The following is a 2,283-nucleotide window of genomic DNA, read 5'->3' on the forward strand; positions in this document are numbered from 1 at the left end:
GCGAGCAGGCCGAACCGTTCTGGCTGGCGGTGCGCGGCAATCTCGACAGGCTGGCCGATGCGGTCAACTGGTGGCGCATCCTGCGCGAAGGACCGCAGGAGAAGCCGCAATTTTCCGATGACGACCGCGACTTTCTCCGACAGGCGTTCGACCTGCTGCCGGAGGAACCCTGGACCGCGACGATCTGGAAGGACTGGACGGGCAAGATCAGGGAAGCGACCGGCCGCAAGGGCAAGGCGTTGTTCATGCCACTCAGGACAGCCCTTACCGGACTGCCTTCGGGGCCGGAGCTTGCAGATCTATTGCCGCTGATGGGTCGGGAAGGAACGTTGGCCCGACGACCCTGACCTTGCGCTGTTCCGGCGGCAGCGCGGACACGGGCGACGTCACCGGCCTCGCGGAAAGCCGCTTGATCGCCTCGCGGTCGAGCCCACCTTCCAGATTGGCCAGCGTTTCGGGATCGGCGCCCGGATCAGGTTTTGCAACCGGGACTGGAATGAATGATGACGCGTCTGTCTCTGGCTGCGATTGCACCGGATTCGGCGGATTGCCGGCGATGATCTGGAAACCCTGCGCAGCGGCGTTGCAGCCGCAAGCCGGCGGCCGCGACACGCCGGGCCGCTTGTAGAGATAGGCGGTCGGCAATTCGCTGTAAGGCCGGCCGGTGACAGATGACGTCATCGACGCCGAATCGTCGTCCATGCCGCGCGAATAGAAAACCTGCATCTCGGTGCCGGGGCAGCTCGATTCGCAATTCTTCTGGTCGCGTTCGAAATCGCCTGCCGAGGCCGAGTTCGACATAGGGAAAAAGTAGCCGTCGCAGGTGCGCACACAGGACGTGTGGAATTCGCCACCGACGCTCGGAAAATCCGGTACGCCGGGCTGGTTGAGCACACGGCGGACATTGCGCTCCTCGCTGGGATCGTCGGGCTGGTTGGGTTCATCAAGCATATCGAGCTGCTTGCTGTTGCCGCCGAAGAGCTGATCGAACAGGTTTGCGCTGCCGCCGTCGCGGTTCGCTTCCTGCAAAGGCGCACGCCGAGGCGCAACGGTGTCGTCGCGGCAGCCATTGGCGTCGAGCGCCGCCAGGATGCGTCCGCGATCGCGGCGAGAGCCACCGCCAGCCAGCCGCTCGCGCTTGTTTTGCAAGGCGTCGAGATTGGCATTCATGCGGTCGATGGTGGCGTTGAGCCCGGCGCATTGATTGAGGTTGCGGCCAAACAGCGAAAAACCGCACCCGGCCTGGCTCGCCTGGCTGCGAGCCTTCGAAATCTGCTCATGCTGCCTGGCAATCGCGGAATCGTATTTCCGGACTAGCGCCGGACCGCCACCGCCGCCGCGCGAGGACGCGGCAAGATCGGCTTCCAACTGGCGGCAGACCCGCGAAGCAGCCTGTGGCTCGGCTACTCCCCAGGTTGCGGACAACAGCAGGCCAAGCAGCACGACAGCATGCGCCTGCTTCCACCCTCCGCTTGCCATCCGCCCAAACTCCGCCTTCCAAATCGGCTGTTAGCCCCGCAAGGCTACCGTGTTCGCGGTTAACTGCAGTTTACCGCGAAATCCGTGTTCAGCCCAGATTGACGACCGCTTGTGCCTTGTGGGCGGCTTCGACCACGGCAAGCGCCGTCATGTTGACGACGCCGCGCGAGGTGACAGACGGCGTCAATATATGCGCCGGCATGTCGGTGCCGAGCAGGATCGGCCCGACATGTAGCGCATCCGTCATGGTTCTGAGCGCCGTCAGCGTGATGTTTGCCGAATCGAGGTTGGGGAACACCAGCAAATTGGCTTCGCCCTTCAGTCTCGAATGGGGATAGACGCGCTGGCGCAGGTGCTCCGACAGAGCAGTGTCCGCATGCATCTCGCCATCGCATTCAAGGTCAGGCGCGATGCGCGCCAGGATCGCCGCTGCTTGCCGCATCTTCAGGGCGCTGGGCGAATCGCGCGAGCCGAAATCGGAATGCGACAAGAGTGCTGCCTTCGGCTCGATGCCGAAGCGCTGGATTTCTTCCGCCGCCAGCACCGTCATCTCGGCGATTTCTTCCGCCGTCGGGTCGACGGAGACGTGGGTGTCGGTCAGAAAGATGATGCCGCGCTGCGAGATCAGCATGGAAAGCGTCGACAGGTCGTGGTCCTTGATGCCGGCGCGGGGGCCGATGATCAAGGTGACGTTGCGCAGATGCCGCTCGAATCGACCTTCGAGGCCGCAGACCATGGCGTCGGCATCGCCGCGTTTCAGCGCAAGTGCTGCGATCACCGTGTTGTCGGTGCGCACCATAGTGC

General features: G+C 63.8%; 2 protein-coding genes and 1 pseudogene. 1 reads left to right on the forward strand and 2 read right to left on the reverse strand.

Annotated elements, in window-relative coordinates:
* Positions 1 to 347: pseudogene (locus tag EN969_RS27480) on the forward strand (glutamate--tRNA ligase); the annotation flags it as partial.
* Here the strand turns inward: EN969_RS27480 and EN969_RS27485 are convergent.
* Together EN969_RS27485 and EN969_RS27490 are read right to left on the reverse strand one after the other, a co-directional pair.
* The gene (locus tag EN969_RS27485; protein WP_063167909.1) at positions 265 to 1,479 is read right to left on the reverse strand and encodes a DUF2865 domain-containing protein; all 1,215 of its coding nucleotides are present in this window, start codon (positions 1,477 to 1,479) and stop codon (positions 265 to 267) included. The pseudogene EN969_RS27480 and the gene EN969_RS27485 overlap by 83 nt on opposite strands.
* 88 nt (positions 1,480 to 1,567) lie before the next feature.
* A partial coding sequence (locus EN969_RS27490; RefSeq protein WP_281060037.1) for a phosphate acyltransferase occupies positions 1,568 to 2,283 on the reverse strand: 716 nt, incomplete at its 5' end.

This window comes from Mesorhizobium sp. M7A.F.Ca.CA.003.01.2.1 (genome assembly GCF_003998945.1).
Taxonomy (GTDB): Bacteria; Pseudomonadota; Alphaproteobacteria; order Rhizobiales; family Rhizobiaceae; genus Mesorhizobium; species Mesorhizobium ciceri.